General features: G+C 73.3%; 20 protein-coding genes. 12 read left to right on the top strand and 8 right to left on the bottom strand.

The annotated features are described in order from the left end of the window. Positions 1-80 precede the first annotated feature (80 nt). Entirely contained in the window at positions 81-857 is a 777-nt protein-coding gene (locus ACFWV2_RS12310) for a phosphatase (protein ID WP_384404941.1), read from the top strand. 37 nt (positions 858-894) lie between these two features. Here the strand turns inward: ACFWV2_RS12310 and ACFWV2_RS12305 are convergent, their stop codons facing one another. From ACFWV2_RS12305 to ACFWV2_RS12290, 4 genes are all read right to left on the bottom strand, one after another. Then, complete coding sequence (locus ACFWV2_RS12305) at positions 895-1,821, bottom strand: cation diffusion facilitator family transporter (protein WP_384404940.1); 927 nt, start codon at positions 1,819-1,821, stop codon at positions 895-897. 21 nt (positions 1,822-1,842) lie between these two features. After that, positions 1,843-2,715, bottom strand: coding sequence for an acyl-CoA thioesterase II (gene tesB, locus ACFWV2_RS12300; protein WP_384404939.1), 873 nt, complete (start codon positions 2,713-2,715; stop codon positions 1,843-1,845). Positions 2,716-2,720: 5 nt separating this feature from the next. After that, positions 2,721-3,878 (bottom strand): acyl-CoA dehydrogenase family protein, encoded by a 1,158-nt coding sequence (locus ACFWV2_RS12295; RefSeq protein ID WP_384404938.1) that lies wholly within the window; start codon positions 3,876-3,878, stop codon positions 2,721-2,723. A gap of 90 nt (positions 3,879-3,968) precedes the next feature. Next, the gene (locus tag ACFWV2_RS12290; protein ID WP_384404937.1) at positions 3,969-5,147 is read right to left on the bottom strand and encodes a helix-turn-helix domain-containing protein; all 1,179 of its coding nucleotides are present in this window, start codon (positions 5,145-5,147) and stop codon (positions 3,969-3,971) included. 163 nt (positions 5,148-5,310) lie between these two features. Between ACFWV2_RS12290 and ACFWV2_RS12285 the strand changes: the two genes are divergently transcribed. Beyond that, the gene (locus ACFWV2_RS12285; protein ID WP_384404936.1) at positions 5,311-5,919 is read left to right on the top strand and encodes a hypothetical protein; all 609 of its coding nucleotides are present in this window, start codon (positions 5,311-5,313) and stop codon (positions 5,917-5,919) included. Positions 5,920-5,962: 43 nt separating this feature from the next. On the opposite strand, the gene ACFWV2_RS12280 is transcribed toward ACFWV2_RS12285, so the two are convergent. Continuing rightward, positions 5,963-7,396, bottom strand: a complete 1,434-nt coding sequence (locus ACFWV2_RS12280; RefSeq protein WP_384404935.1) for a PucR family transcriptional regulator ligand-binding domain-containing protein — start codon at positions 7,394-7,396, stop codon at positions 5,963-5,965. A 131-nt stretch (positions 7,397-7,527) separates the two neighbouring features. Here ACFWV2_RS12280 and speB point away from each other — a divergent pair, with 131 nt between their 5' ends. Continuing rightward, positions 7,528-8,502 (top strand): agmatinase, encoded by a 975-nt coding sequence (gene speB, locus ACFWV2_RS12275; RefSeq protein WP_384404934.1) that lies wholly within the window; start codon positions 7,528-7,530, stop codon positions 8,500-8,502. A 101-nt stretch (positions 8,503-8,603) separates the two neighbouring features. Next, the gene (locus tag ACFWV2_RS12270; RefSeq protein ID WP_384404933.1) at positions 8,604-10,286 is read left to right on the top strand and encodes a thiamine pyrophosphate-binding protein; all 1,683 of its coding nucleotides are present in this window, start codon (positions 8,604-8,606) and stop codon (positions 10,284-10,286) included. A 54-nt stretch (positions 10,287-10,340) separates the two neighbouring features. Here the strand turns inward: ACFWV2_RS12270 and ACFWV2_RS12265 are convergent, their stop codons facing one another. Beyond that, positions 10,341-10,715, bottom strand: coding sequence for a hypothetical protein (locus ACFWV2_RS12265; RefSeq protein ID WP_360784581.1), 375 nt, complete (start codon positions 10,713-10,715; stop codon positions 10,341-10,343). Between the two features lie 192 nt (positions 10,716-10,907). Between ACFWV2_RS12265 and ACFWV2_RS12260 the strand changes: the two genes are divergently transcribed. The 3 genes from ACFWV2_RS12260 (at position 10,908) to ACFWV2_RS12250 (ending at position 16,725) form a co-directional block, all read left to right on the top strand. Further along, complete coding sequence (locus ACFWV2_RS12260) at positions 10,908-14,654, top strand: ABC transporter ATP-binding protein (protein ID WP_384404932.1); 3,747 nt, start codon at positions 10,908-10,910, stop codon at positions 14,652-14,654. A gap of 106 nt (positions 14,655-14,760) precedes the next feature. After that, positions 14,761-15,177, top strand: coding sequence for a hypothetical protein (locus tag ACFWV2_RS12255; protein WP_384404931.1), 417 nt, complete (start codon positions 14,761-14,763; stop codon positions 15,175-15,177). A 99-nt stretch (positions 15,178-15,276) separates the two neighbouring features. Continuing rightward, on the top strand, positions 15,277-16,725 hold the full coding sequence (locus ACFWV2_RS12250) for an aminopeptidase (protein ID WP_384404930.1): 1,449 nt from the start codon (positions 15,277-15,279) through the stop codon (positions 16,723-16,725). 89 nt (positions 16,726-16,814) lie between these two features. On the opposite strand, the gene ACFWV2_RS12245 is transcribed toward ACFWV2_RS12250, so the two are convergent. Next, positions 16,815-18,629: a glycoside hydrolase family 3 protein gene (locus ACFWV2_RS12245; RefSeq protein ID WP_384404929.1), complete on the bottom strand. Its 1,815-nt coding sequence runs from the start codon at positions 18,627-18,629 to the stop codon at positions 16,815-16,817. A 555-nt stretch (positions 18,630-19,184) separates the two neighbouring features. Next, on the bottom strand, positions 19,185-20,231 hold the full coding sequence (locus tag ACFWV2_RS12240) for a LacI family DNA-binding transcriptional regulator (protein WP_384404928.1): 1,047 nt from the start codon (positions 20,229-20,231) through the stop codon (positions 19,185-19,187). 111 nt (positions 20,232-20,342) lie between these two features. On the opposite strand from ACFWV2_RS12240, the gene ACFWV2_RS12235 reads away from it, so the two are divergent. The 5 genes from ACFWV2_RS12235 (at position 20,343) to ACFWV2_RS12215 (ending at position 26,129) form a co-directional block, all read left to right on the top strand. Next, positions 20,343-21,494, top strand: coding sequence for a Gfo/Idh/MocA family protein (locus ACFWV2_RS12235; RefSeq protein ID WP_384404927.1), 1,152 nt, complete (start codon positions 20,343-20,345; stop codon positions 21,492-21,494). Then, on the top strand, positions 21,491-22,642 hold the full coding sequence (locus tag ACFWV2_RS12230) for a dihydrodipicolinate synthase family protein (RefSeq protein ID WP_384404926.1): 1,152 nt from the start codon (positions 21,491-21,493) through the stop codon (positions 22,640-22,642). Before ACFWV2_RS12235 ends, ACFWV2_RS12230 begins: the two co-directional genes overlap by 4 nt. 26 nt (positions 22,643-22,668) lie before the next feature. Next, a complete protein-coding gene (locus ACFWV2_RS12225; RefSeq protein WP_384405100.1) occupies positions 22,669-23,442 on the top strand; it encodes a sugar phosphate isomerase/epimerase family protein in 774 nt (257 codons plus the stop codon). Between the two features lie 196 nt (positions 23,443-23,638). After that, positions 23,639-23,794, top strand: coding sequence for a hypothetical protein (locus ACFWV2_RS12220; RefSeq protein ID WP_384404925.1), 156 nt, complete (start codon positions 23,639-23,641; stop codon positions 23,792-23,794). A 103-nt stretch (positions 23,795-23,897) separates the two neighbouring features. Beyond that, a complete protein-coding gene (locus ACFWV2_RS12215) occupies positions 23,898-26,129 on the top strand; it encodes an ATP-dependent RecD-like DNA helicase (protein WP_384404924.1) in 2,232 nt (743 codons plus the stop codon). Positions 26,130-26,176: the final 47 nt, after the last annotated feature.

The following is a 26,176-nucleotide window of genomic DNA, read 5'->3' as shown; positions in this document are numbered from 1 at the left end:
TGCCGGGCTCGCGGGCCCCAGGCGTCCCGGTGTCCGGTCACCCGGGACGCCGGGGGGCGCGGCCCGGCAGAATGTGCCCCATGCCGATACTCAGCCGCCCCGCCCTCGTGGAGCACCTCGTCCGCACCCGGATCGCGGGAGACGTCGCCACCCCGCGCGACAACAACCTCGCCCACTACCGCAAGCTCGCCAACGGCGACCGGCACTACTGGCTCGGACTGGAACTCGGCGACCGCTGGACCGACGAACAGGACGTGCTCGCCGTGATGGCCGAGCGCTGCGGGGTCATCGACGACCCGGCCCACCGCGCCGGCCAGGACACCATCGACCCCGAGCTCACCGTCGACGGTCTCGACCGGATGGCAGCCCGGCTCCGCAAGGCCGCCGCCGGCAAGGAGCGCGTCCTCTTCGCCACCGGCCACCCCGGCGCGCTGATCGACGTCCACAGCCGGGTCGCCGCCGCGCTGCGCGCCCAGGGCTGCGACATCGTCCGCATCCCCGGCGGGCTCGTCGCAGACGAGGGGTACGTCGTGCAGTTCGCGGACGTCGCCGTCTTCGAGCGTGGGGCGAGCCTCTGGCACACCCACTCGCCGGAGCCGATGAACGCGATCCTCGACGGGCTCGGGGAGGACGGCCGGCCGGACCTGGTGATCGCGGACCACGGCTGGGCCGGGCGCGCGGGACAGCGCGGGATCGACTCCGTCGGTTACGCGGACTGCAACGACCCGGCGCTGTTCATCGGAGAGGCGGAGGGCACGATGCAGGTGACGATCCCGCTCGACGACCACGTCCTGGACCCGCGCTTCTACGAACCGCTGACGGCGTACACGCTGAACGCGGCGGGCCTGCCGGTCTGAGCCCCGTGCTCCCGCGTGGGCGCCTGCCCGCGAGGGCTCACGGACCCGGTGTCGGGTCCAGGTAGACGCGGCGGATCGACGGGAAGCGTTCGCGCAGGCGGGACTCCGCCAGCTCGCACGCCTGTTCCACCTGCGCCGCCGACACCACGTCCCGGAAGTCCACCTTCGCGGCCACCAGCACCTCGCCCGGCCCCTGGATGAGCGTCGTCAGGTCGAGGACGTCGACGACGTGGGGGACGGATCGCAGCTCCTCGCGGACCGCGTCCCGCATCTCCCGCGGCAGCGGCCGGCCGATGAGCAGTTCGGCGTTGGAGCGGCCGAGGACCCAGGCCACGTACACGAGCAGGACGCCGATGAGGATGGACGCGACGCCGTCCCAGACGCCGGAACCGGTGATCTGGCCGCCGAGCAGACCGCCCGCCGCCAGCATCAGGCCGGCGAGCGCGGCGGAGTCCTCCAGGACGACCGCCTTGACGGTGGTGTCGGGAGTGAGCCGCAGATAGCGGGCGAAGGGGGCCCGCGCCCGCTCCGCCTCGGCCTTGACCTGCCGGATCCCGGTCCGCAGGGAGAAGCTCTCCAGGACGAAGGCGACGCCGAGGACCACGTACGAGAGCAGCGGGTCGCCGAGTTCCTCGCCGTGCGTGAGGGTGTGGATGCCGTCGTAGACGGAGAAGACCGCGCCGCCGACGAAGGTGGCGACGGCCGCGAGCATCGCCCAGACGTACCGTTCGCCCGCGTGGCCGACCGGGTGGTCCTCGTCGGCCGGCTTCTCGCTCCGCTTGAGCGCGGTGAGCAGCATGACCTCGGTGACCGTGTCGGCGAGCGAGTGGGCCGCCTCCGACATCATCGCGCTGGACCCGCTGACGAGGCCCGCGACGGCTTTGGCGGCGGCGATCCCCAGGTTCGCCACCGCCGCCACGATCACCGTGAAGGTGCTCTCCCCGTTCCCCGCATCCTCGGTCATGACATCGGACGGTATGTCCGGTCAGGAACGGGGGACGCGAACGACACCCTCCTGGATGACGGAGATCGCGAGTCTCCCGTCCCGCGTCCAGATCCTGGCCTGGCCGAGGCCGCGCCCGGCGGAGGCCGAGGGCGACTCCTGGTCGTACAGGAGCCATTCGTCGGCCCGGAACGGCCGGTGGAACCACATCGCGTGGTCCAGGGAGGCCCCGACCACGTCCCCGAGGGCCCAGCCGCCCCGCCCGTGCGCGAGCAGCACGGAGTCCAGCAGCGTCATGTCGGAGACGTACGTCGCCAGGCAGACGTGCAGCAGGTGGTCGTCGGCCAGCTTGCCGTTCGTACGGAACCACACCTGCGAACGCGGCTCGCGCGGCTCCCCGACGGAACCCCAGGGCGGGGTGTCGGCGTACCGCAGGTCCACCGCCGCCCGCGCCTCGACCAGCCGGGTCGCGATCTCCTCCGGCAGGTGCCGGGGAAGCATCTCGGCAGCCGTCGGCAGCGACTCCGGGTCCGGCGCGGCCGGCATGTCGTCCTGGTGGTCGAGCCCCTCCTCGTACGCCTGGAAGGAGGCGGAGAGGTGGAAGATCGGCTGCCCGTGCTGGACGGCGACGACCCGACGGGTGGTGAAGGAGCGTCCGTCGCGGATCCGGTCGACCGTGTAGACGATCGGCGCCCCCGGGTCCCCGGGGCGCAGGAAGTACGCGTGGAGCGAGTGCGCCAGGCGGTCCTCCGGTACGGTCCTGCCCGCCGCCACCAGCGCCTGGGCGGCCACCTGGCCGCCGAAGACGCGGGGGACGAGCGCGGAGCGGGACTCGCCCCGGAAGATGTCCCGCTCGATCCGCTCCAGGTCGAGCAGATCGAGCAGGGCGTCCAGGGCGCTGTGCGCTTCGGGCACCTGGACTACAGGCCCATCGACTTGGCGATGATCGACTTCATGATCTCGCTGGTGCCGCCGTAGATGCGGTTGACGCGGTTGTCGGCGTACAGGCGGGCGATCGGGTACTCGTTCATGTAGCCGTAGCCGCCGTGCAGCTGGAGGCAGCGGTCGATGACGCGGTGCGCGACCTCGGTGGTGAAGAGCTTGGCGCTGGCGGCCTCGGCGGGGCTGAGCTCGCCCGCGTCCAGGGCCTCCAGGGCGCGGTCGGCGACGGCCTCGGCGGCGTCGACCTCGGCCTGGCAGGCGGCCAGCTCGAACTTGGTGTTCTGGAAGTGCGCGACCGGCTTGCCGAAGACCGTGCGGTCCGTCACGTACTGCTGGGCGAACCGGACGGCGGCCTTGGCCTGCGCGTACGCGCCGAAGGCGATGCCCCAGCGCTCCGAGGCCAGGTTGTGGCCGAGGTACGAGAAGCCCTTGCCCTCCTCGCCGAGCAGGTCCTCGACGGGCACCTTGACGTCGACGAAGGCCAGCTCGGCCGTGTCGGACGTGCGCAGGCCCAGCTTGTCCAGCTTGCGGCCGATGGAGTAGCCCTCGGACTTGGTGTCCACGGCGAAGAGGGAGATGCCGAAGCGGCGGTCCTCGGCCGACGGGGCGGAGGTGCGGGCGCAGACGATCACGCGGTCGGCGTGGACGCCGCCGGTGATGAAGGTCTTGGAGCCGTTGAGGACGTAGTGGGTGCCGTCCTCGGAGAGCTTGGCGGTGGTCTTCATGCCCGCGACGTCGGAGCCGGTGCCCGGCTCGGTCATCGCGAGGGCCCACATCTCCTCACCGGTGACGAACTTCGGCAGGTAGCGCTTCTTCTGGTCGCCGGTGGCGAGCATCTTGATGTACGGCAGGGCGAGCAGCACGTGCACGCCGGAGCCGCCGAACGTCACGCCCGCGCGCGCGGTCTCCTCGTAGAGGACGGCCTCGAACTTGTGGGTGTCCAGGCCCGCGCCGCCGAACTCCTCGGGCACGTTGATGCCGAAGACGCCCAGGTCGCCGAGCTTGCCGTAGAACTCGCGCGGCGCCTGGCCGGCCGCGAACCAGTCGTCGTAGACGGGGACGACCTCGGCCTCGATGAAGGCCCGGATGGTCTCCCGGAACGCCTCGTGGTCCTCGTTGAATACGGTACGGCGCACGAGCCGCCTCCTTGGGTTCCGGTCCTGGTCCGACGTCCTGACGCTTGTCTAAGCGCTTGCTCAGGGTTCTTCCTCGAAGTTACCCATCGGTCACCCGCTCTGTCCAGAGCTCTCGCCTGTGATCCAGGCCCGCCCCACGGAGTCGTACCCGTACACGGGCCGCCCCTTCGACGCGCTCGTCCGAAAGGGCGCGCCGTCCTCGTCCCCGATCCGGACCGTGCCCCGGCGCCCCTCCGAGCTCCACTGCAGCTCCAGGTACCAGCGGCAGTCGCACCCCGCCGTCCCCGCCGAGACCAGCAGCTCCTCCGGCTCGGCGGCGCTGACCACGTACGGGAAGGAGACCGCCGGGAGTGTCCGGCCCTCCTCCCCCGAGGCGTCGTACCCGGCCAGCGCCCGCGCCACCGGCCGCGGCCGGTCCAGGTCCACCTCGAAACGGCGCGGCGTCACCGCCCCGCCGCACCCGTCGTCCATCCGGTACGCCGCCCACGGCAGCGGCGCGCCCCGCTCCACCACCCGCACGTGCAGGGCCTGGAGCACCACCGCCGCCGCGCCCTTCCCCTGCACCGACACCCGCACCATCGTCTCCCCGCCGTCCACGGCCCCCCGCGCCGCCGCCCAGCTCCGCGCGTCGGCAGCCTCCGGCGGGGGAGGGGGCGTCCGATCCACGAGGTAGGTGTGCCCGCACCCGTTCTTCCAGATGTGCGAGGCGACCGTCCACGTCAGCGGCGCCGGTGGTTCGGCGGCCCGCTCTTCGGTCTTCCCGGGCAGGAGTACGGCTCCGAGCGTCACCGTCCCCACGACCGCCAGGGTCCCGCAGACCACGCCCACCCACCCCCACCGGCTCCTCCGCCGCCCGGACGGGAGGCCCGGCATGCGCGCGTGCACGGGTGCCAGTTCGGGCTCGTGCTCGGGCTCGGACGCAGGCTCCGGGTCCGGCGCTGGTTCCGCCTCGGGCTCCGGCGCGGGCCTAGGTCCCGGGCCGGGCTCGGGTTCCGTGTCGGGCTCCGGCACCGGAGGGCGACGGGTGCGGTCCGCGCGGCTCCAGGCCGCCTCCAGGGCCCGCCGCTCCTCCTCGTCCGCCCCGCACAGCAGGGCGAGGCGGTCGACCACGGCGAACTCCTCCGGGACGGTCGCGCCCGAGCAGTAGCGGTGGAGGGTGGACGCGCTGACGCTCAGGCGCCGGCCCAGCGCCTCGTAACTCCTCCCGTCCCGCGCCTTCAGCGCGCGCACGAGCCGCGCGAACTCCTCGACTGCGGCGTCCTTCGGCATTCCATCCCCCTCGACCCTGCGTCCCAGCCTTCACGTCCTTGCACGTCAGCGGGGGTGGAATGGTTCCGGGACGGAGGGTGGGCGCGTCACCGTTGCAGACGGCGGGCGCCGGCCCGACGCTGGTGGAGCACTGACCGAACGACCCGACGGGGGATCCACCACCATGAACAAGCTCCGTACCGCACTCGCCACCGCCGCCGCTGCCGCCCTGGGCCTCGCGGCCCTCGCCACGGCTCCGGCGCAGGCCGCCGCCCAGCCCGCCTTCCTCGCCGCCTCCCAGATGCCGCCGTCGTCGACGCCGTGGACCGCCACCCAGGTCTTCACCGGCATCCCGGAGAACGGCGGCGCCCTCTGCGCCCCGTACAAGATCCCGGCGCAGAACACCCGCTACCGCGAGTTCAGCACCGAGCTCGACACCAACGGCGTCCAGATCACCACCGTCGCCCGCACCGAGGCCGACGCCGTGAAGCTGGTCGACACCCTCCGCAAGGCCCTCGCCGGCTGCGGGCCCCTCCTTGAGCAGCAGAACCCGGGCCTGAACGCCGTCAGCGCGTACCACGGCAAGCTCGCCGTCGAGGAGGGCGCCTGGGTCTACAGCCTGGACACCGCCGACCCGCAGATCGGCATCACCGACATCCACCTCTTCTCCGTCGGCCGCGACGGCCGCACCGTCACCCTCGTCCGCTGGGGCCAGATGGGCGACTTCGAGGACGCCCCGCTGACCGCCTTCCGCACGACGACGAAGACCGCCGTCAACAAGCTCTGGCCGTGACCGGCGCCGGTCGGCCGGCGACGGGTGTCGCACGGCCGACCGGTCATCCGAGCGCGAACCACAGCTCCATCCGTACGTCCGGATCGTCCAGGTCCCGGTCCAGGAGGGCCGCGCAGCGGGCGATGCGCTGGCGGACGGTGTTGCGGTGGACGTCCAGGGCGACGGCCGTGCGGTCCCAGCTGCCGTGCAGGGAGAGCCAGGCGCGCAGGGTCTCCCTGAGCGGGTCCGGCAGCGGGGCGAGGAGGGTCCGGGCGTGGGCCGCCGCCTCGGCGGGGTCCACCAGGGCCGCGAGGCCGCCGGGGCGGTGCCGCACGAGGGGGGCCCGGGTCGCCTGCGCCCGGCGCAGCGCCCGCGCCGCCTGGGCGTCGGCCGCGGCCAGGCCCTCCGGCCCGACGGCCGCGCTCACCCCGAGCGTCCAGCCCTCCTGGACGGTGACGGCGGCAGGGGCGGGGAGGAGCAACCGTACGGTTCCTTCGCCCGTCCCCGCCTCCACCAGCGGCGTCCCCAGCGCCGCCGCCAGAGACGCCGCCGCGAACGGGGTGCCGTCCCCGCCCGCCGCGTGGACCACCGTCCACGGGCCCGGGCCCAGCGCGCCCGCGACCTCCGCCGGGGGCGCGCCGAGCAGCAGCCGGACCAGGGCCCCGTCCCGTACCGTCACGTCCGCGCCCCGGTGGGGGGCCGTCAGGAGCGAGAGCAGGACGACGGCGACCCCCACGATGGTGTGGTCGCCGGGGGCACGCCGTTCCGTCGCCACGCCCAGCGTCAGCCCGTCCCCGCCGCCCAGCGCGTACGCGGCCAGCCGCAGCCCCCCGCCGTCACCGCTCGCCGACGCCGGGCCGCCCGGCCGCGGGCCAAGGACCCCCGCGAGGTCCCGCAGCGCCCGTGCCGCGTCCGCCGGGACCTGGCGGCCGGCCGACACCGACTCCGTGCCGTCCGCGCCGTAGAGGACCGCCCGTCCCGTCAGGCGGGAGGCCAGCGCGCCGAGGACCGCCGGGACCGGGGCCGGCCGGGCCGCGGCCGTCGCCAGGGACTGCTGCGCCTCCGTCACCCGGCGCAGCTCGTACAGCCGGGCCTCCGCCATCAGCCGCCACAGCGCCCGCGCGACCGCGGTGAACGGCGTCCTCGGCGGGACCTCGACCAGCGGCAGCCCGTGCCGCGCGCAGGCCTCCACGAGCTCGGCGGGGACCGTGTCGTAGACCGGGGTCACCCCGAAGGCGAGCGCCGCAGCCCCCGCCTCCACCACCCGCCGCACGTAGTGCGCCGGGTCGGTGAGCAGCACGCCCGCCGTCATGAGCAGCTCACCGCCGAGGAGGTACGGATAGGGGTCGGCCATCTCCGAGGTGTGCACCCAGTGGAGCGGGACGTCCTCGGACCCCGCGAGCAGCCGCAGGCCGAGGTCCCGGCGGGCGAGCAGCGCGGCCAGCGGGACGGGCGGTGCCGGGGGAGTGGAGAGGGCCTCCGAACGGGGCGTCGTCATGGACCCTTCGTACAGCATCGGCTCGTAGAGTGGAGGGAACGCACACTTCTGTGCCGCTTTCCGGACGCCTACTGTCGTGGCATCCAGCGGGCCGGAGCCCCATCCCCGCCACATCCAGGAGGACCCCGACCATGAGCAGCAGCGACCAGAACACCCCGCGCGGCCCGATCGACTCGTCCCGCATCCCGCGGTACGCCGGGCCCGCGACGTTCGCCCGGCTGCCGCGGCTCGACGAGGTCGGCACCGCCGACATCGCCGTGGTCGGCGTCCCCTTCGACAGCGGCGTCTCCTACCGCCCCGGCGCCCGTTTCGGCGGCAACGCCATCCGCGAGGCCTCCCGCCTGCTCCGCCCCTACAACCCGGCGCAGGACGCCTCCCCGTTCGCCCTCGCCCAGGTCGCGGACGCCGGCGACATCGCCGCCAACCCGTTCAACATCAACGAGGCCGTCGAGACCATCGAGGCCGCCGCCGACGACCTCCTCGGCACCGGCGCCCGCATGATGACCCTCGGCGGCGACCACACCATCGCGCTGCCGCTGCTCCGCTCCGTCGCCAAGAAGCACGGCCCCGTCGCCCTGCTCCACTTCGACGCGCACCTCGACACCTGGGACACGTACTTCGGCGCCGAGTACACCCACGGCACCCCGTTCCGCCGGGCCGTCGAGGAAGGCATCCTCGACACCGAGGCGCTCTCCCACGTCGGCACCCGCGGCCCGCTCTACGGCAAGCAGGACCTCACCGACGACGAGAAGATGGGCTTCGGCATCGTCACCTCGGCCGACATCTACCGCCGCGGCGCCGACGAGGTCGCCGACCAGCTCCGCCAGCGCATCGGCGACCGCCCGCTGTACATCTCCATCGACATCGACTGCCTCGACCCGGCGCACGCCCCCGGCACCGGCACCCCCGAGGCCGGCGGCATGACCTCCCGCGAACTCCTGGAGATCCTCCGCGGGCTCTCCTCCTGCAACCTGGTGTCGGCGGACGTGGTGGAGGTCGCCCCCGCGTACGACCACGCCGAGATCACGGCGGTCGCCGCGTCGCACACGGCGTACGAACTGACGACGATCATGTCCCGCCAGATCGCGGAGAGCCGGGCGAAGTAGCCTCCTGGTGGGTTGTGGGCATTCGTTCCCCAGGGGCACGGGGGTGGGTGGGCACGACCCACCCACCGGCCCGCACCCGCCCATCCAGCCAAGGGACGACCATGACTCACGACCATGACCTCGTGCTGAGGCCGACGGTCGCCCAGACCGCGGCCGCCCTGAACCCGCCCGCGGGCCGCACCGGCGGTGACCTCGTCGTCGAGACCCTCACCGGTCTCGGCGCCACCACCGTCTTCGGCCTCCCCGGCCAGCACGCCCTCGGCATGTTCGACGCGCTGCGCCGCTCCCCCCTCCGTTACGTCGGCCTCCGCGTCGAGAACAACGCGGGCTTCGCCGCCGACGCGTACGGCCGGATCACCGGCGAGGCCGCCCCGCTGCTCCTCTCCACCGGACCCGGCGCGCTCATGTCGCTCGCCGCGCTCCAGGAGGCCGCCGCCGCCTCCGCGCCCGTCCTCGCCATCGGCAGCCAGATCCCGGCGGCCGGCCTCGGCGGCGGCAGGCACGGCTACCTCCACGAGCTGCGCGACCAGCAGGCGTCCTTCCGCGACATCGTGAAGTCCGTCCACACGGTCCGTACGCAGTCCCAGATCCCGTCCGCGATCGCGGCGGCCTGGGAGTCGGCGCTCACCGCCCCGCACGGGCCGGTCTGGGTCGAGATCCCGCAGGACGTGCTGCTCGCGGAGACGATCCTGCCCGTGGTCACGGCGATGGACGCGACACCCGAGGAGGTCGTGCCGCGGCCCGAGCTGACGGCCGTCGCCGCCCACCTCCTGGCGAACGCCGAGCGCCCCGCGATCATCGCGGGCGGCGGAGTCGTACGCTCCGACGCCTCCGGCAAGCTCCTCGCGCTCGCGGAGCGTCTCGACGTGCCCGTCGTCACCACCTTCGGCGGCAAGGGCGCCTTCCCCTGGGAGCACCCGCTCTCGCTCCAGTCGTGGCTGGAGGACCGGCACACCACCGACTTCCTGGAGGACGCCGACGTCCTCCTCGTCGTCGGTTCGGGCCTCGGCGAGCTGTCCTCGAACTACCACACGTTCGCCCCGCGCGGCCGGGTGATCCAGATCGAGGCCGACGCGGGGAAGCTGGAGTCCAACCAGCCGGCGCTCGGCATCCACGCCGACGCCCGCCTCGCCCTCCAGGCGCTCCTGGAGACGGTCCCCGAGCGGCGGGACCCGGCGGCCCCCGAGCGGGTGCGTACGGTGCTCGCCGAGGTCCGGGACCGGATCGCCGCCCAGGACCTGGACCTGGAGCAGCGGGTCGTCGCGGCCGTCCGGGAGGCGCTCCCGGACCGGTCCCCGAGCTTCTGGGACATGACGATCCTCGCGTACTGGGCGTGGTCGGCCTTCGACGCCCGGCACCCGAACACCATGCACTCCGCCCAGGGCGCGGGCGGCCTCGGCTACGGCTTCCCCGCCGCCCTCGGCGCGGCCGCCGCGGACCCGGGCCATCCCGTGCTCGCGGTCTCCGGCGACGGCGGTGCGATGTACTCGATCGCGGAGCTGGCGACGGCGAGGCAGTACGGCCTCGACGTGACCTGGCTGATCGTCGACGACGGCGGCTACGGCATCCTGCGCGAGTACATGACGGACGCGTTCGGGGAGGCCACGGCCACCGAGCTGACCCGGCCGGACTTCGTCGCCCTGGCGGAGTCCTTCGGCGTCCCCGCCACGCTGACGACCCCGGAGGCCCTGACGGCGGACCTCACCAAGGCCCTCGCGACCCCGGGCCCGTCGGTCGTCGTCCTGCCGGCGCTGCTGCGGATGTTCGAGCCGACGCACCTGTGAGCCGGGCGGGCGCCCGGCCGCCGCCCTCGGGCGGGCCGGGTGCCGTGCCGCGGCTCAGTCGAAGAACCCCTCCCACTCCTTCCGGTAGCCGGCGATCTGTGCCTCGTACCCCTGCCGGAACTCCTCCGCCTCGGCCCGGGAGAGCGTCCCCAGGGGCATGCGCTCCGGGGGGACCAGCGTCGCGATGTCGGCGAAGACCACCGCGGCGGCCCCGGCGTGGGTTCCGCCCCGCTCGCGGGCCGCGAACAGCTGGAGACCCACGTTCCTGAGCAGGGCCCGGGTGATGTTCCGCGGGTTGCCCGCCGTCTGCCGCACCTCCGCCGCCGGCACCGACGCGACCCTCCCGGCCACCGCGAGCCCCCGCAGCGTCCGCAGCGCCGCGTACAACCGCCCCCACGCGTACGGCCTCCCGTCCTCGACCCGTGTCACGGACCTCCCCTTCCCTCGTCGGCCAGAGATCCCTACCCAGGACGGGCCCCGCCACCGCGAGCGGACGGCGGGCATCCGGCGGCTTCCCCGTGAGGTCCTAGGACCAAAGCCCCGTCTTTGTTGCGGGGGGATGAAATCGCACGTCGGCGGCGTTGGGCCTTCCGGTAGAGCAGGACGGACGGGAGGCCATTCGTGGCGGCGGTGGGGCAGAAACAGACGGCGGAACAGCAGCAGGGCTGGGCTCGGAGGCTCACCGGCTACGCCTGGCGGTACAAGGCGAACGTGGTCCTCGCCCTCGGCTCCTCCCTCCTCGGGATGGCCGTGCTCGCCCTCGTACCGCTCGTCACCAAGGTGATCATCGACGACGTCATCGGGACGAAGACCCGCGACCTCGGCGTCTGGACCGGTTTCCTCATCGGCGCCGCCGTCCTCGTCTACGTCCTCACCTACGTCCGCCGCTACTACGGCGGACGCCTCGCCCTCGACGTCCAGCACGATCTGCGTACCGACATGTATGCCACGGTCACCCGGCTCGACGGGCGGCGGCAGGACGAGCTGTCCACCGGGCAGGTCGTCGGGCGGGCCACCAGCGACCTGCAACTCATCCAAGGTCTCCTCTTCATGCTCCCGATGACCATCGGGAACGTGCTGCTCTTCGTCATCTCCCTGGCCGTCATGGCCTGGCTCTCGATCCCCCTGACCCTCGTCGCCCTCGCCGTCGCCCCCGCCCTCTGGTTCATCGCCAAGCGCAGCCGCACCCGTCTCCACCCCGCCACCTGGCACGCGCAGCAGCAGGCCGCCGTCGTCGCCGGCGTCGTCGACGGGGCCGTGACCGGCGTCCGGGTCGTCAAGGGCTTCGGCCAGGAGGACCAGGAGACCGGCAAGATCCGCGAGGCAGGGCGAAAGCTGTTCGCCGGCCGGCTGCGGACGATCCGGCTGAACTCCCGGTACACCCCGGCCCTCCAGGCCGTCCCCGCCCTCGGCCAGGTCGCCGTCCTCGCCCTCGGCGGCTGGCTCGCCTACCGCGGCGAGATCACCCTCGGCACCTTCGTCGCCTTCTCCGCCTACCTGGCCTCCCTCGTCGGCCCGGTCCGGATGCTCGCCATGGTCCTCACCGTCGGCCAGCAGGCCCGCGCGGGCGTCGACCGGGTCCTCGACCTCATCGACACCGAGCCGGTCATCAAGGACGGCACCAGGGAACTCCCCGCCGATGCCCCCGCCACCGTCGAGTTCGACGACGTGTCCTTCGCGTACGACGACGGCACCCCCGTCCTCCACGGCTTCTCCCTGGACATCCGCCCCGGCGAGACCGTCGCCGTCGTCGGCGCCTCCGGCTCCGGCAAGTCCACCGTCTCCCTCCTCCTGCCCCGCTTCTACGACGTCTCCCACGGTGCCGTCCTCGTCGGCGGCCACGACGTCCGCGAACTCACCCTCGACTCCCTGCGCGCCGCCATCGGCCTCGTCCCCGAGGACTCCTTCCTCTTCTCCGACACCGTCCGCGCCAACATCGCGTACGGCCTCCCGGAGGCCACCCAGGAGCAGATCGAGACCGCCGCCCGCGCCGCCCGGGCCGACCGGTTCATCGCCGAGCTGCCCGACGGGTACGACACCAAGGTCGGCGAGCACGGCCTCACCCTCTCCGGCGGCCAGCGCCAGCGCGTCGCGCTCGCCCGCGCGATCCTCACCGACCCCCGGCTCCTGCTCCTCGACGACGCCACGTCCGCCGTCGACGCCAAGGTCGAGCACGAGATCCACGAGGCCCTGAAGGCGGTGATGGCGGGCCGCACGACCCTGCTCATCGCCCACCGCCGCTCCACCCTCAACCTCGCCGACCGCGTCGCCGTCCTGGAGAACGGCCAACTCGCCGACATCGGCACCTACGCGGAACTGGAGGAGCGCTCCCCGCTCTTCCGCCGCCTCCTCACCGACCCCGACGAACTGGGCGCCGTCTCACCCGGGCACGTCACCCCGCCCGACGTCCCCGAGGACCGCACCCTGCGGGCCGAGCTCGACGCGGAGTTCGACGCCGAGCGGGGCATCACCCCGACCCTGTGGGTACGGGACGAGGCCGCCGACCGGGAGAGCCCCGCACCCGGGGCCACCCCCGAACTGCTCGCCGCCGTCGAGGCCCTCCCGCCCGCCGTCGACACCCCCGACATCGACGAGGCCCGCGCGGTGTCCCCCGAGGACACGTACGGCCTGCGCCGGCTCCTGCGCGGCTTCGGCGTCCCGTTGCTCATCAGCCTCGGACTCGTCGCCGTCGACGCCGGCATGGGCCTGCTGCTGCCCATCCTCATCCGGCACGGCATCGACGAGGGCGTGAACCGGCTCGCGGTGGGCGCCGTCTGGGCGGCCTCCGCGCTCGCCCTGGTCACCGTCCTCGTGCAGTGGGTGGCGCAGACCGCCGAGACCCGGATGACCGGCCGCACCGGCGAGCGGGTCCTCTACGCGCTGCGTCTGAAGATCTTCTCCCAGCTCCAGCGGCTCGGCCTCGACTACTACGAGCGCGAGCTCACCGGCCGGATCATGACCCGGATGACGACGGACGTGGACGCCCTGTCCACCTTCCTCCAGACGGGTCTCGTCACCGCCTTCGTCTCCGTCGTGACCTTCTTCGGGATCATGGTCGCGCTGCTCGTGCTCGACCTCCACCTCGCCCTCGTCGTCTTCTCCACGCTGCCGGTCCTCGCCGTCGCCACCTACTTCTTCCGCCGCTCCAGCGTGAAGGCGTACGAACTGGCGCGCGAGCGGATCAGCGTCGTCAACGGCGACCTCCAGGAGTCGGTCTCCGGTCTGCGGATCGTGCAGGCCTTCCGCCGCGAGCGGTCGGGCGCGGCACGGTTCGCCGAGCGCAGCGACTCCTACCGGCAGGCGCGCGTCCGGGGCCAGTGGCTGATCTCGATCTACTTCCCGTTCGTGACACTGCTGTCGTCGGCCGCGGCCGCCGCCGTCCTCATCGTCGGGGCGAACCGGATCGAGGCGGGCACGCTCACCACCGGCGCGCTCGTGGCCTACCTCCTCTACATCGACCTGTTCTTCGCTCCCGTGCAGCAGCTCTCCCAGGTCTTCGACGGCTACCAGCAGGCCGCCGTCTCGCTGAAGCGGATGCAGGAACTCCTCCAGGAACCGACGTCGACGGCCGCCGCCGACGCGCCCCTCGACGTGCGCTCGCTGCGTGGCGAGATCGCCTTCGAGGACGTCTCCTTCGCGTACGGGGGAGAGGACGGCGCCGCGAAGGAGGAGACCGCGCTCACCGGCATCGACCTGCGCATCCCGGCCGGGCAGACGGTCGCCTTCGTCGGCGAGACCGGCGCGGGCAAGTCCACCCTGGTCAAGCTGGTCGCCCGGTTCTACGACCCGACGGGCGGCCGGGTCACCGTCGACGGCACCGACCTGCGGGACCTCGACCTCACCGCGTACCGGCACCGTCTCGGCGTCGTCCCGCAGGAGGCGTACCTCTTCGCGGGGACGGTCCGGGACGCCATCGCGTACGGGCGTCCCGGGGCGACCGACGCCGAGGTGGAGGCGGCGGCCCGCGCGGTCGGCGCCCACGACATGATCGCGACCCTGGAGGGCGGCTACCTCCACGAGGTGGCCGAGCGGGGACGGAACCTCTCCGCCGGGCAGCGCCAGCTCATCGCCCTCGCCCGCGCCGAGCTCGTCGACCCGGACGTCCTGCTCCTCGACGAGGCCACGGCGGCTCTCGACCTGGCCTCCGAGGCCCAGGTCAACCAGGCCACCGACCGTCTCGCCGGCCGCCGCACCACCCTGGTCGTCGCCCACCGCCTGACCACGGCGGCCCGCGCGGACCGGGTGGTCGTCATGGACCACGGCCGGGTGGCGGAGGACGGCACCCACGAGGAACTGCTCGCCCTGGGCGGCCGGTACGCGTCGCTGTGGAGCACGTTCATCGGGGAGGCGGAGCCGGAGCGCGTCTGAGGCGGGGGCCCGGGGGGACCCGCGGGCGCGGGCAGAGCCGGAGGCAACCGTTCCGGGAGTGGGTGCGTCGTACGCCCGTACGTCGATCCACCCGGAAGGGGACCGTATGCCCACGGACACGATGCCCGCACGACGTGGCCGACGGCTGCTCGTCCGCGTCCTCGCGCCGTTCCTCGGCGCCCTCGCCCTGCTCCTGGTCCCCGGCATCGGCCCCGGGGCCCCGCCCGCCGACGCCGCCTCCGTCTGCCACGGCCGGCCCGCCAGGACCCTCGTCTTCGCCACCGGCGAGCTGCGCCTCTACCAGACCCGCCACTACGTCTGCGCCGTCACCGTCGCCAAGCGGCCCGGCGTGCGCAGGCCGATGGCCGTCTCGCTCCAGCCGCGCGGCGCCCACCCCGCCGTCCGCGCCGGACGGTTCGACCGGCAGGCGGGGCCCGTCACCGTCCACGCACTCAACCGCTGCGTCCGCGCGACCGGCTCGGTGGCCGGGCGGGGGGCGTCCACGGGCTGGATCCTGTGCTGATGTGCAGGAATGTCCAAGGGTAAGGACCAACAGGGTCTGGCGGTCCGCACGTTGCCCCCGCTAGGTTCGCGACACCGTTGTGAACCAAGGGGAGGACGAATGCGCAAGTCGCTCAGATGGCTGGTGTCGCTCTCGGTGCTCATAGGCACCGTCGGCTCCACGGGCGTGGCCACCGCCGCGGACACGGAGGCCGACCGCACCACGTCCGTCGCCGACTCGCAGAGCACGGACATCAAGGACCGCATCCTGGCGATCCCCGGGATGAGCCTGATCGAGGAGAAGCCGTACGCCGGCTACCGCTTCCTCGTCCTGAACTACGAGCAGCCGATCGACCACCGACGCCCGTGGGCGGGCACGTTCCAGCAGCGGATCTCCGTCCTCCACAAGGACACGGACCGCCCCACCGTCTTCCGCACCAGCGGCTACGGCCTGAGCACCACCCCGAGCCGGGCCGAACCGACGAGGATCGTCGACGGCAACCAGATCTCCATGGAGTATCGGTTCTTCACGCCGTCCCGCCCGCAGCCCGCCGACTGGTCCAAGCTCGACATCTGGCAGGCGGCCAGCGACCAGCACCGGATCTTCACCGCCCTGAAGCAGGTCTACGGCAAGAAGTGGCTGTCCACGGGCGGCTCGAAGGGCGGCATGACCGCCACCTACTACGAGCGCTTCTACCCGCGTGACATGGACGGCGTCGTCGCGTACGTCGCCCCGAACGACGTGGTGAACAACGAGGACTCGGCCTACGACCGGTTCTTCGCCGGCGTCGGCACCAAGGAGTGCCGCGACCGCCTGAACGGCATGCAGCGCGAGGCCCTCGTCCGCCGCGAGCCGCTGCAGAAGAAGTACAGGGAGTGGGCCGAGACCGAGGGCGCCACCTTCCACACCATCGGCACGCTCGACAAGGCCTACGAGGCCGTCGTCCTCGACTTCGTGTGGGGGTTCTGGCAGTACTACGGCGAGGACGTCTGTGACCAGATCCCGGACGCGAGGACCGCGAGCGACGACACCGTCTACGAGACGATCGACGCCTACTCCGGCTGGTCCGCCTACACCGACCAGGGCCTGGAGTACTACACGCCGTACTACTACCAGGCGGCGACCCAGCTCGGCTCGCCCTCCATCAAGCAGCCGCACCTCGCGGGTCTCAGCCGCTACGGCTACCAGCCGGCCCGTAACTTCGTGCCGAGCTCGATCCCGATGAGGTTCCAGCCGCACGTCATGCGGGACGTCGACGACTGGGTCCGCAAGAACGCGACCCGGATGCTCTTCGTCAACGGTCAGAACGACCCGTGGAGCGCCGAACCGTTCCGCCTCGGCAAGGGCGCCCGCGACAGCTACGTCTACACCGCGCCGGGCGCGAACCACGGCGCGAACGTCGCCGGGCTCGCCGACGCCCAGCGCGAGCACGCCACCGCCCGCATCCTGGCCTGGGCCGGCGTCCCCGCCCCGGCCGTCCGGGCGGCGCAGCCGCTGGCCCGCTTCGACGCCCGCCTCGACAAGCCGGTCGACGAGGACGTGACGCGGGAACACGGCGTGCGGCCGTAACCCTCCGCGTACGGTGAGGGGGGTGCGCCCGGACCGGGCACACCCCCCTCGTCCGTCAGGTACGACAGACGCCGACGGTACGACCGACCTCAGCGGTACGACAGACCGTGACCGACCGGGTAGAGCACCTTCGCCGGGTCGTCCGCGCTCTGCACGGGCACCGGCAGGCGGCCCCGCGGCCGGGCCCGGCCCGCCAGGACCCGTACGGCGGCCCGGAGTTCGACATCGGTCCAGGAGTAGGCGGCGAGCGTCGCCCGCTGGCCGGCGATCCGGGCGACGTCGTACGGGTTGCGGATCGCGATCGTCACGACGGGCACCCCGGTCGCCACCAGCCGCGCCACCAGGGTGCGCTGCGGGCTGCTCGCGGTGACGTTGTACGTGCCGACGACGACCACGTCCTTGCCCGCGGCCGCCGCCACCGCCTCCTCGATCCTCGCCGCCGTCGGGGTGATCCCGGTGGAGAGCGCGGTGGCCGTGAACCCCAGCTCCCCCAGCGCCGTCGCCAGGGTCGTGGTGGGCGGTCCCGTGGTCCCGGACGGCGAGGCGGGATCGGCGCCGACGACGAGGACCGAGCCGTGCGAGGTCGGGCTCAGCGGCAGGAACTCGCCCTCGTTGACGAGCAGCGTCGTGGTGGTCTCGGCGATCCGGTCGGCCTGCGCGAGGTGGGCGGCGGTGCCGACCACCCGCTCCACACCGGCCCGGGACACGTACGCGTTCCGGAAGAGGCCGAGCTTCGACTTCAGCCGCAGGATCCGCAGGATCGATTCGTCGAGCCGGTCCTCCGTCAGTTCGCCGTCCCTGACCGCCCTCAGGACCGCGTTCCACGCCACGTCCAGCTTCGGCGGGTTGAGCAGCTGGTCCACGCCGGCCTTCAGCGCGAGGACCGGGACGCGGTCGTCCCCGTACTTGGTGCGCACCCCCTCCATGGCCAGCGAGTCGGTGACCACCACCCCGTCGTAGCCGAGCTGTTCGCGCAGGATGCCGGTCAGGATGGGCCGCGACAGGGTCGCCGGGTCCTCGCTGGGGTCGAGCGCCGGGACCACGATGTGCGCGGTCATGATCGAGTCGATCCCGGCGGCGACCGCCGACCGGAAGGGCGGGGCGTCCAGCTCCCCCCACTGCGCCCGGGTGTGGGTGATCGTCGGCAGCCCGTAGTGACTGTCGACGGCGGTGTCCCCGTGTCCCGGGAAGTGCTTGGAGGTGGCCGCGACCCCGGCCCGCTGGTACCCCTTGACCTGCGCGGCGACCAGGCCCGCGACCGCCGCCGGGTCGGAGCCGAAGGAGCGGACGCCGATGACCGGGTTGGCCGGGTTGACGTTGACGTCGGCGACCGGGGCGTAGTTCTGCCGGATGCCGAGGGCCGCGAGTTCGGCGCCCGCGATCTGCGCGGCCCTCCGGGCGTCCGCGTGCGAGCCGCCCGCGCCGAGGGCCATCGCCCCGGGCACCAGCGTGGCGGGTTCGCCCACCCGGCACACGATGCCGTGCTCCTGGTCGGTGGAGATGAGCACCGGGACCGGGGTGGGCTGCGCGAGCGCCGCCTGCTGGATGCCGTTGGACAGCTCGGCGATCTGCTGCGGGTCGCGGGTGTTGTGGGCCCAGGTGAAGTAGATGACCCCGCCGACGTGGTAGCGCTCGACCAGCTCGGCGGCCGTACGGACGCCGATCTCCTGGAGGTTGGCGTCGATGTCGGCCTGGTCCGGGTCGGTCGCGGAGTGGCCGTACACCCGCATCACGAAGAGCTGGCCGACCTTCTCCTCAAGGGACATGCGGTCGATGATCCGCCGGAGCCTGTGGTCCTGGTCGGCATGGGCGGGCGTGCTCACTCCGGTGACGGCCGCAGCGGCGGCTGCGGCGGTCACCGTGAGGAGGGTGCGTCGGGAGGGGGCGGGGGCGCGGTGGTGCACTGATGCTCCTTCCGGCCGTGCAAGGTTGAAGGAAACTTCCAAGAGTCACGGATAGCCCGAAAGTAACTGCCAGGTCAAGGACCCGCGCACGAATCGCCCACGGCGGCGATCCCGGACCGGAGTCCCTGGAGCGTACGAACCCCCCGCCGAATCCCCACGCGCCGCGCCGCCGCGGTCCGCCACATGGGGCCGGACGACCCGTCAGCCACGGGGGGCCGGGCCGAGCCGCCCGGGAAACGCCAGGAGACGAGCGCCCGCCGGGGGGCGGGGCGAGTCCTCCAGGCGCGGGCGGGCCCGCCAGGGGCCGGGGAAGAGCGCTCCGGCCGCGGCTGCTGTCCCCCGGGCGCTGCCCCCCGGGGCCGGGAAGTGCCCTCCGCGCGTGGCCACCCACCTGTAGGCGGGCCCGGCCGTGGCCGGGAAGTGCCCTCCGGGCGTGGCCGTCTACCCCCCGGTGGCGGGCCCGCCCGAGGCCCGGAAGCGTCCTGCGGCCGTGGCCGTCTACCCCCGGGTGGCGGGCCCGCCCGGGGCCCGGAAGCGTCCTGCGGCCGTGGCCGTCTACCCCCGTGGCCGCCCCGTCGACCCCCGTACCACCAGTTCCGCCGGGACCGTCTCCAGGCCGCCCGCCGGGGGCTCCTCCGTGCCCATCGCCAGGCGGCCCGCGCGGACTCCCGCCTCGTGGAGCGGGAGGCGTACGGTCGTCAGGGCCGGGACGGCGTCCACCGAGAACGGCAGGTCGTCGAAGCCCGCCACGGACACGTCGCCCGGGATGTCCAGACCCCGCTCCCGCAGGGCCGCGCAGACACCGAGCGCGACCGTGTCGTTGGCGGCGACGACCGCCGTCAGGTCCGGGTCGAGGGCGAGGAGCCGGGCCGTGGCCTCGTAGCCGGCCTGCCGGTCGTACGCCCCGTGGACCGTCGGGCCCTCCGCGACGCCCGCCTCCGCGAGCGCCGCCCGGTGGCCTTCGAGGCGGTGCCGGGTCGTGGTCCGGTCGGCCGGCCCGGCCGCGTAGCCGATGCGCCGGTGGCCGAGCCCCAGCAGGTGCTCGGTGAGGCGCACCGCGCCGGTCCTGTTGTCGAAGGCGAGCGCGGCCGCGTTCGCGTCGCCCGGCACCGGCGGCCGCCCGCACAGCACGACCCGGGTCCCCGCCTCCGCCAGCTTGGCGAGCTTGCCGGCCGTCGCCGCCAGGTGCCCGGGGTCCTCCAGGGAGCCACCCATGAGGATCACGGCCGCGGCCCGTTGCCGCTGGAGCAGGGTGAGGTAGGTCAGCTCGCGGGCGGGGGAGCCGCCGGTGTTGCAGACGACGGCGAGCTTCTCGCCGCCGCCCCGCCCCGACGCGCCCTCCCCGATCGCGCTCTGCGCCGCGCTCGCCATGATCCCGAAGAAGGGGTCGGCGATGTCGTTGACCAGGACGCCGACCAGGTCGGAGGTGGCGGCGGCCAGCGAGCTCGCGGGGCCGTTGAGGACGTAGTCCAGCTCGTCCACCGCCCGCAGGACCCGTTCGCGGGTGGACTCGGCGACCGGGTAGTTGCCGTTGAGGACGCGGGAGACGGTCGCGGGGGAGACCCGCGCGCGGGCGGCCACGTCCGCCAAGGTGACGGTCATCGAGTGCGTACCTCCAGGGCCTTGTCGGCGGCGATGTCGGCAGGCTAGCGTCCTCCTCGATAGAAAGCGCTTTCCATGGGGGGCGCGGCGCCACCGGGAGAGGAACGTTTCGTGACACGTAGGACAGTCCGCATCGCCATGAACGGCGTCACCGGACGCATGGGATACCGCCAGCACCTCGTCCGCTCGATCCTCGCCCTGCGCGAACAGGGCGGTCTCGACCTCGGCAACGGCGAGACCCTCTGGCCCGAGCCCGTCCTCGTCGGCCGCCGCGAACACGCCCTGCGTGCCCTCGCCGAGCGCCACGGCCTCACCGAGTGGTCCACCGACCTCGACGCCGTCCTCGCCGACGACACCGTCGACATCTACTTCGACGCCCAGGTCACCTCCGCCCGCGTCGACGCGCTCACCAGGGCCATCGACGCCGGGAAGCACATCTACACCGAGAAGCCCACCGCCGCCGACCTCGCCGGCGCCCTCGACCTCGCCCGCCGCGCCACCGACAAGGGCGTCAGGCACGGCGTCGTCCAGGACAAGCTGTTCCTGCCGGGCCTGCTCAAGCTCAAGCGGCTCATCGACGGCGGCTTCTTCGGCGAGATCCTCTCCGTGCGCGGCGAGTTCGGCTACTGGGTCTTCGAGGGCGACTGGCAGGACGCCCAGCGCCCCAGCTGGAACTACCGCTCGGAGGACGGCGGCGGCATCGTCGTCGACATGTTCCCGCACTGGGAGTACGTGCTCCACGAGCTGTTCGGCCGGGTCACCTCCGTCACCACCCAGGTCGCCACCCACGTCCCGCGCCGCTGGGACGAGCAGGGCAAGCCCTACGAGGCCACCGCCGACGACGCGGCGTACGGCATCTTCCAGCTGGAGGGCGGCGCCGTCGCCCAGATCAACTCCTCCTGGACGGTCCGCGTCAACCGCGACGAACTCGTCGAGTTCCAGGTCGACGGCACCCACGGCTCCGCCGTCGCCGGGCTGCGCGGCTGCCGCGTCCAGCACCGCTCGGCCACCCCGAAGCCCGTCTGGAACCCGGACATCCCCGTCACCGAGTCCTTCCGCGACCAGTGGCAGGAAGTCCCCGACAACGGCGAGTTCGACAACGGCTTCAAGGCCCAGTGGGAGCTGTTCCTGCGGCACGTCACCCTCGGCGAGCCGTACCACTGGGACCTCCTCGCCGGCGCCCGGGGCGTGCAGCTCGCCGAGCTGGGCCTGCGGTCCGCCGCCGAGGGCCGCCGCCTCGACGTCCCGGAGGTCGGCCTGTGATCCGCCTGCCCGCGGCCGACGGCGGCGTACGGGAGTACGCGCCGCGCACCGAACCCCTCGCCGTGTCCGGAGGCGTCCCCCTCGTCTCCCGCACGGTCTTCTCCGCCGCCCACGTCGTCGGCGACCCGTACGCCGACACCAGCCCCGACTCCCCGGCGGCCGTCGACTGGGACGCCACCCTCGCCTTCCGCCGCCACCTCTGGTCCCACGGCCTCGGTGTCGCGGAGGCCATGGACACCGCCCAGCGCGGCATGGGCCTGGACTGGGCCGGCGCCGCCGAACTGATCCGGCGCAGCGCGGCGGAGGCCCGCGGCGTCGGCGGCCTGATCGCCTGCGGCGTCGGCACCGACCAGCTCACCGGCCCCGCCGACCTGCCGGCCGTCCGCAAGGCGTACGAGGAGCAGCTCGCCCTCGTCGAGGAGACCGGATCCCGGGCCATCCTGATGGCCTCCCGCGCGCTCGCCGCCGCCGCCTCCGGCCCGGACGACTACCTCGACCTGTACGGACACCTCCTCCGCCAGGCGAGCGAACCGGTGATCCTGCACTGGCTCGGCCCCATGTTCGACCCGGCGCTCGACGGCTACTGGGGCTCGGCCGACCTCGACACCGCCACCGAGACCTTCCTGGGCGTGATCGCCGCGCACCCCGACAAGGTCGACGGCATCAAGGTCTCCCTCCTCGACGCCCGGCGCGAGGTCGAACTCCGCCGCCGCCTCCCGGAGGGCGTCCGCTGCTACACGGGCGACGACTTCCACTACCCGGAGCTGATCGCGGGCGACGACCAGGGCTTCAGTCACGCCCTGCTCGGCATCTTCGACCCGCTGGCCCCGCTGGCGGCCCAGGCCGTCAGGACCCTGGACACGGGAGACGTCGAGGGCTTCCGCGCGACTCTCGACCCCACGGTCGCCCTCTCCCGGCACCTCTTCGAGGCCCCGACCCGCTTCTACAAGACGGGCGTCGTCCTGCTCGCCTGGCTGGCCGGCCACCAGGACCACTTCACGATGGTCGGCGGACTCCAGTCCGCCCGCTCGCTCCCGCATCTCGCGCGCGCCTACGAACTCGCCGACGGCCTCGGCCTGTTCCCCGACCCGGCGCTCGCGGAGGCCCGGATGCGTTCCCTCCTCACGGTGTACGGAGTGCCGCGGTGAACCTCGACCGATTCAGCGTCAACCAGATGACGGTCAGACAGCTCGCCCTGCCCGACCTCGTCTCCCACTGCCGCCGCCTCGGCGTCCCGGGCGTGGGCCTGTGGCGGGCACCGGTCCAGGAGTACGGGGTGGAGGCGGCGGCCGCGCTGGTCCGGGACGCGGGGCTCAGGGTCACCACCCTCTGCCGGGGCGGTTTCTTCACCGCGGACGGGTGGGAAGAGGACAACCGCGCGGCGATCGACGAGGCGGTGACGCTCGGCACCGACACCCTCGTCCTGGTCTCCGGCGGCCTCACCCCCGCCTGCCCCGACCTGCCGTCGGCCCGGTCCCGCATCGCGGAGGCGATCGGCGAACTGGCCCCGTACGCGGGGGAGCGCGGCGTCCGCCTCGCCATCGAACCGCTCCACCCCATGTACGCCTCCGACCGGTGCGCGGTCTCCACCCTCGACCAGGCCCTGGACATCGCGGAACGCTTCCCCGCGTCCCAGGTGGGCGTCACGGTCGACACGTACCACCTGTGGTGGGACGACCGGGCCCCGGCGGCGGTGGAACGCGCGGGCGAGGCCGGCCGGATCCACTCCTTCCAGCTCGCCGACTGGATCACCCCGCTGCCGGCGGGAGTCCTCAACGGCCGGGGCCAGCTGGGCGACGGGGCGATCGACCTGCGCGCCTGGGCCGACCTGGTCGAGAAGGCGGGCTACACGGGCCCGGTCGAGGTGGAGCTCTTCAACGACGAACTCTGGTCCCGCGACGGCGTGGAGGTCCTGGAGGAGACACGGGAACGCTTCCTGACGGTCTGAGGCCGGGGGGGTCCGAACCGAGGGGTCCGGTCGCGAGGCCGAGTGAGCCGTCCGAGCCCGAAGGGGTGCGGCCCTTCGCCCGCCGGGGCCGGGGAGGGAGAGGGGTGTGCGGCCCCGCCCGCCCCGGCCCCGGCCATGCCGGGGCCGGCGCCTGGGGAACCGTTCCGCCCGGTGCGGCCGTCCTCAGGAGCAGGGGGTGACGGGTATGCCGGAGTGGTTGATGGCGGTGATCATCCCGGTCGGGATGATCGGCCTGGGGACGGCCGGATTCGTGATCTGGGCGCGGCTGGGGTCGGACCGGCCCGTGGAGCACCACAGCAGCGCGCCGAAGGAATGGAACCCGGGCGGCTGAGCCCGGCCCGTGGGGCACGTCCCGGCCGACGACCCCGGTCGCTCCCAGGTGGTCGTCCCCAAGGCGTCCCCCGGTGTCCGAGGTCTTCGCTACCTTCGGGGACATGTCCAACGAGGGTCGCGGGTCAGGTCCGGCTGTCATCGAAGGGGTCCTGGAGCGGATCACCTACGCGAATGAGGAGAGCGGGTACACGGTCGCCCGGGTGGACACCGGCCGGGGTGCCGGGGACCTGCTCACGGTCGTCGGTTCGCTGCTCGGGGCGCAGCCGGGGGAGTCGCTGCGGATGGAGGGCCGCTGGGGCTCCCACCCGCAGTACGGCAAGCAGTTCACCATCGACAACTACACGACGGTCCTGCCCGCCACCGTCCAGGGCATCCGCCGCTATCTCGGCTCCGGTCTCATCAAGGGCATCGGTCCCGTCTTCGCCGACCGCATCACCTCGCACTTCGGGCTCGACACCCTGGACATCCTCGAAGAGGCTCCCGCGCGCCTGATCGAGGTTCCGGGGCTCGGCCCCAAGCGCGTCAAGAACATCACCGCGGCCTGGGAGGAGCAGAAGGCGATCAAGGAGGTGATGGTCTTCCTCCAGGAGGTCGGCGTCTCCACCTCCATCGCGGTCCGGATCTACAAGAAGTACGGGGACGCCTCGATCTCCGTCGTGCGGAACCAGCCCTACCGGCTCGCCGCCGACGTCTGGGGCATCGGGTTCCTCACCGCCGACCGGATCGCGCAGGCCGTGGGCATACCGCACGACAGCCCGGACCGGGTGAAGGCGGGACTCCAGTACGCGCTGTCGCAGTCGAGCGACCAGGGCCACTGCTTCCTGCCGGAGGAGCGGCTGATCGCGGACGCGGTGAAGCTCCTCCAGGTCGACACGGGCCTGGTCATCGAGTGCCTGGCCGAGCTGGCCGAGGACCCCGAGGGGGTCGTACGGGAGGTGGTGCCGGGCCCCGAGGGGACGCCCGTCACGGCGGTCTACCTGATCCCCTTCCACCGGGCCGAGCTGTCGCTCGCGGGGCAGATCCGCCGGCTGCTCGGCGCGGAGGAGGACCGGATGGCCGCCTTCCGGGACGTGGCCTGGGACAAGGCCCTCGCCTGGCTCGCGGACCGGACCGGGGCCTCGCTGGCGCCGGAGCAGGAGGAGGCCGTGCGGCTCGCCCTCACCCGCAAGGTCGCCGTGCTCACCGGCGGACCCGGCTGCGGCAAGTCCTTCACGGTCCGCTCCATCGTGGAACTGGCCCGCGCCAAGAAGGCCAGGGTCGTCCTCGCCGCCCCCACCGGGCGGGCCGCGAAGCGGCTGGCCGAGCTGACCGGCGCCGAGGCCTCCACCGTCCACCGGCTCCTGGAGCTCAAGCCCGGCGGCGACGCGGCCTACGACCGGGACCGGCCTCTCGACGCCGACCTGGTGGTGGTCGACGAGGCCTCCATGCTCGACCTGCTCCTGGCGAACAAGCTGGTGAAGGCGGTGGCGCCGGGCGCCCACCTGCTGCTCGTGGGCGACGTCGACCAGCTTCCGTCGGTGGGCGCGGGCGAGGTCCTCGGTGATCTCCTCGCGCCGGGCAGCCCCGTACCGGCGGTGCGTCTGACCCGGATCTTCCGGCAGGCGCAGGAGTCCGGCGTCGTCAGCAACGCGCACCGGATCAACGCCGGGACCCCGCCCAGGACCGAGGGGCTGCCGGACTTCTTCCTCTTCGCGGAGGAGGAGACGGAGGACGCGGCGCGGGTCGCCGTGGAGGTCGCGGCCCGTCGGATCCCGGCCAGATTCGGGCTCGACCCGCGCCGGGACGTCCAGGTCCTCGCCCCCATGCACCGGGGCCCGGCGGGCGCGGGCTCGCTCAACGGACTGCTCCAGCAGGCGATCACCCCGGCGCGCCCGGACGTGCCGGAGAAGCGGTTCGGCGGCCGGGTCTTCCGGGTCGGCGACAAGGTCACCCAGATCCGGAACAACTACGAGAAGGGCGCCAACGGGGTCTTCAACGGGACGGTCGGCGTCGTCACGTCCCTCGACCTCGCCGAACAGCGGCTGACCGTGCGGACGGACGAGGACGAGGAGGTGCCGTACGACTTCGACGAGCTGGACGAGCTGGCCCACGCGTACGCGGTCACCATCCACCGCTCGCAGGGCAGCGAGTATCCGGCGGTGGTGATCCCGGTCACCATGAGCGCCTGGATGATGCTGCAGCGGAACCTGCTCTACACGGCGGTGACCCGGGCCCGGAAGCTGGTCGTCCTGGTCGGCTCACGGCGGGCGATCGCCCAGGCGGTCCGTACGGTCTCCGCGGGCCGGCGCTTTACCGGACTCGCCTTCCGGCTCACAGGTCGCACCCTCGTGTGAAAGATCACGGAGGACTACCGGAACCGGGGCGAAGGGGGCAGGATATG

The sequence above is a fragment of the Streptomyces sp. NPDC058671 genome (assembly GCF_042716475.1).
Classification (GTDB): Bacteria; Actinomycetota; Actinomycetes; order Streptomycetales; family Streptomycetaceae; genus Streptomyces.
The sequence above is the reverse complement of the archived record's forward strand: the minus strand, read 5'-3'. Positions and strand labels throughout refer to the sequence as shown.

What these genes read in the sequence shown, in the direction of transcription:
- ACFWV2_RS12310 (WP_384404941.1), top strand. Translation starts at nt 81, where the DNA reads ATGCCGATACTCAGCCGCCCCGCCCTCGTGGAGCACCTCGTCCGCACC.
- ACFWV2_RS12305 (WP_384404940.1), bottom strand. Translation starts at nt 1,821, where the DNA reads ATGACCGAGGATGCGGGGAACGGGGAGAGCACCTTCACGGTGATCGTG.
- ACFWV2_RS12290 (WP_384404937.1), bottom strand. Translation starts at nt 5,147, where the DNA reads ATGCCGAAGGACGCCGCAGTCGAGGAGTTCGCGCGGCTCGTGCGCGCG.
- ACFWV2_RS12285 (WP_384404936.1), top strand. Translation starts at nt 5,311, where the DNA reads ATGAACAAGCTCCGTACCGCACTCGCCACCGCCGCCGCTGCCGCCCTG.
- ACFWV2_RS12280 (WP_384404935.1), bottom strand. Translation starts at nt 7,396, where the DNA reads ATGACGACGCCCCGTTCGGAGGCCCTCTCCACTCCCCCGGCACCGCCC.
- speB (WP_384404934.1), top strand. Translation starts at nt 7,528, where the DNA reads ATGAGCAGCAGCGACCAGAACACCCCGCGCGGCCCGATCGACTCGTCC.
- ACFWV2_RS12270 (WP_384404933.1), top strand. Translation starts at nt 8,604, where the DNA reads ATGACTCACGACCATGACCTCGTGCTGAGGCCGACGGTCGCCCAGACC.
- ACFWV2_RS12255 (WP_384404931.1), top strand. Translation starts at nt 14,761, where the DNA reads ATGCCCACGGACACGATGCCCGCACGACGTGGCCGACGGCTGCTCGTC.
- ACFWV2_RS12250 (WP_384404930.1), top strand. Translation starts at nt 15,277, where the DNA reads ATGCGCAAGTCGCTCAGATGGCTGGTGTCGCTCTCGGTGCTCATAGGC.
- ACFWV2_RS12240 (WP_384404928.1), bottom strand. Translation starts at nt 20,231, where the DNA reads ATGACCGTCACCTTGGCGGACGTGGCCGCCCGCGCGCGGGTCTCCCCC.
- ACFWV2_RS12225 (WP_384405100.1), top strand. Translation starts at nt 22,669, where the DNA reads ATGACGGTCAGACAGCTCGCCCTGCCCGACCTCGTCTCCCACTGCCGC.
- ACFWV2_RS12215 (WP_384404924.1), top strand. Translation starts at nt 23,898, where the DNA reads ATGTCCAACGAGGGTCGCGGGTCAGGTCCGGCTGTCATCGAAGGGGTC.